The following is a 2,681-nucleotide window of genomic DNA, read 5'->3' as shown; positions in this document are numbered from 1 at the left end:
CACCTGGCGCTGGCGGATAAAAACAGCCAGGGCCTGGAGCAGACCGTCGCACTGATCAAGGCCCAGGTGCTTGCACCGGTGCTGGTCACCTCGCAGGTGCTGGACGTTTCCGAGCGCCAGGCCGTGGAAGACTGGGCCGCCCGATGCGCCGCCGAACATGGCCAGATCAACCTGATCTTCAACAACGCCGGCGTCGCGCTGTCGAGCACCGTCGAAGGCGTGGACTACACCGACCTGGAATGGATCGTCGGGATCAACTTCTGGGGCGTGGTGTACGGCACCAAGGCCTTTTTGCCGTACCTCAAGGCCAGCGGCGATGGGCATGTGGTCAACACTTCCAGCGTGTTCGGCCTGTTCGCCCAGCCGGGCATGAGCGGCTACAACGCCACCAAGTTCGCCGTGCGTGGTTTTACCGAGTCCTTGCGCCAGGAACTCGACCTGCAAAAAAGCGGGGTCTCGGCCACCTGCGTGCACCCTGGCGGGATCCGCACCGACATCTGCCGCAGCAGCCGGATCGACGCCAACATGACCGGCTTCCTGATTCACAGCGAACAGCAGGCCCGGGCCGACTTCGAAAAGCTGTTCATCACCGACGCCGACCATGCCGCCAAAGTTATCCTGCAAGGCGTACGCAAAAACAAACGCCGCGTACTGATTGGCCGCGACGCCTATTTTCTGGACCTGCTCGCGCGCTGCCTGCCTGCCGCCTATCAAGCGCTGGTGGTGCTCGCCAGCAAACGCATGGCGCCCAAGCAACGCAATGCGCCCTCGCCCGTCCTTGAAACCAACGAAGAGCACCGTCTCTGAACTGGAGTACCGACCATGCTGCCGATTCGCCGCGACCTCCGTTTTGCCCTGCCGGCCGAACGCATCAAGGACTGGCATGAACAAGGCCCGTTCATTACCCACTTTTTCAACGCACTGTCGTTGCTGTTTCCCCAGGGCGAACTGTTCTTCATGGACAGCGTGCGTCACTACCGCCAGCGCATCGAAGACCCGGAGCTGAAGAAAGAAATCCAGGGCTTCATCGGCCAGGAAGCCATGCACAGCCGCGAGCACGTGGCCTACAACGATCTGCTGCAAGCCGCAGGGCTGCCGGCGAATACCCTCGACCGTCGGCTGAAGATGATCCTTGACGCGCAAAAGAAATACCTGCCCGCCTCCTTCAACCTGGCGGTGACCATTGCCCTGGAGCACTACACCGCGATGCTCGCGGAAATCCTCCTCAGCGACCCGTCGCGGTTCGGGGATTCGGTCAAGGGTTACCAGCAGATGTGGTACTGGCATGCCCTGGAAGAAACCGAGCACAAGGCGGTGGCGTTTGATGTGTGGAACAGCGTGATCAAGCCCGGGCCCAAGCGTTATCTGCTGCGCACTTCCACCATGCTCATCACCACGGGGCTGTTCTGGCTGACGATCCTGGACTTTCACCTGCGCCTGTTGTTTGCCGACCGGCGTTCGGGCGGGCATTTGAAGGGCTTCTGGCGGATGCTCAAGTTTCTGTACGGGCCCAAGGGCGTGTTCCCGCGCATGGCGCTGCCCTGGTTGCATTACTTCAAGCCCGGGTTCCATCCCTGGGACCACGACAACCGGGCACGCCTGGCGGGCATTGACCGCCTGGTGGAGGAGATCGAGCAGGCCCATAAAGGTTATGGGCCCGCCTGAGTCCGCTTAACGCTGGGTCGGGATGCGAATATCGCCATCCCGGCACTGGCTCTTGACGCTGCGCGGGCAGCCGGCAAACGCCAGGTCCTTGGTCAGGCACACCCGCACCTCGGTCAGCACGGCACCCTTGCAGATCACCGCAAGGCCATGGTTGCCCATGGCCGGGTTGCTCTCGCGAAACAGCGCTTCGATGTCCCGCGCGCCCAGGCCGCTTCGGACATTGAAGGGCTCAAGCTGCTGCGGAATCTTGACCACGCTGAGCGCTGCATCGGTCTTGTCCAGGTAAGCCGAAGCCTCAAGGCCGCTGCAGGTGCCGTGCTTGGCCCATTCATGCCTGAGCAGTTTGGGCGACGGGAACAGCGTCCTGCCCCGGGCGAAGTCTGCATCCGACAAGCGCGACTGCGGCTCACACGACGCCGGCCAGCCGCCCTTCGCGTACTGCGGCCACAGCCCATGCAGGACAAACCCGTAGCCCTTGCCCGAACACTGCTGGTCGTCCGGGTGCGTCAGGCAGAAGGTCGGCGACCAGGACAGCGACAACACATAAAAGTCAAACTCCCCGGCCTGCCCCTGGGCCCGCGGCGCTGCTGTCGCGGCCCCGGCCAACACCAGGCAAAGCACAATCCAGGCTGCTTTCATTTTCATCCGTTCATTCCTTAAAAAGACAAAATTAAAGCACCGCTAGACCGCCAGGTTGGGGTTACGTTGTAGCACCCGGTCCATGACCCGGTCGGTCTTCAACGCCTCGATCGCCAGTGCCGGGTGTTTGCTCTCGCCGCGAATATGCGCATTCATCCCCAGCACGTGATGCCACTGGATATGTGCATGGTTGGGCACCTCCAGCACCTCGCTGGTCTCGCCCTCAAGCCGCAACGGCGCCTCATCGAACACCGAAAACGTGATGCGGCCCTTGCTGCCGATCATCTCCACCCGGTCTTCGCGCCGGTCGGCGACAAAGTTCCAGCAGCCCATGCCCAGCGCGCCCGAGGCGAACGTCCAGCAGGCGGTGACGGCAT

3 protein-coding genes and 1 pseudogene are annotated in these 2,681 nt (G+C 62.5%); 2 read left to right on the top strand and 2 right to left on the bottom strand.

Annotation, left to right across the window (positions count from 1 at the left end; genetic code table 11):
• On the top strand, positions 1-807 hold an 807-nt coding region (locus HX846_RS00770), incomplete at its 5' end, for an SDR family oxidoreductase (RefSeq protein WP_178964801.1).
• 15 nt (positions 808-822) lie between these two features.
• Complete coding sequence (locus tag HX846_RS00765) at positions 823-1,665, top strand: metal-dependent hydrolase (RefSeq protein ID WP_003214649.1); 843 nt, start codon at positions 823-825, stop codon at positions 1,663-1,665.
• A gap of 6 nt (positions 1,666-1,671) precedes the next feature.
• Here the strand turns inward: HX846_RS00765 and HX846_RS00760 are convergent, their stop codons facing one another.
• Together HX846_RS00760 and HX846_RS00755 are read right to left on the bottom strand one after the other, a co-directional pair.
• Positions 1,672-2,310 carry a ribonuclease gene (locus tag HX846_RS00760; protein WP_372241958.1) on the bottom strand — a complete coding sequence of 213 codons (639 nt, stop codon included), beginning with the start codon at positions 2,308-2,310 and terminating at the stop codon, positions 1,672-1,674.
• Positions 2,311-2,346: 36 nt separating this feature from the next.
• Positions 2,347-2,681 (bottom strand): annotated as a pseudogene (locus tag HX846_RS00755) (gfo/Idh/MocA family oxidoreductase); the annotation flags it as partial.

It is taken from the genome of Pseudomonas sp. K5002 (assembly GCF_013386655.1).
Lineage (GTDB): Bacteria > Pseudomonadota > Gammaproteobacteria > Pseudomonadales > Pseudomonadaceae > Aquipseudomonas.
The sequence above is the reverse complement of the archived record's forward strand: the minus strand, read 5'-3'. Positions and strand labels throughout refer to the sequence as shown.

Excerpts from the sequence above, each read along its gene's own strand:
- HX846_RS00765 (WP_003214649.1), top strand. The coding sequence starts at position 823 with ATGCTGCCGATTCGCCGCGACCTCCGTTTTGCCCTGCCGGCCGAACGC.
- HX846_RS00760 (WP_372241958.1), bottom strand. The coding sequence starts at position 2,310 with ATGAAAATGAAAGCAGCCTGGATTGTGCTTTGCCTGGTGTTGGCCGGG.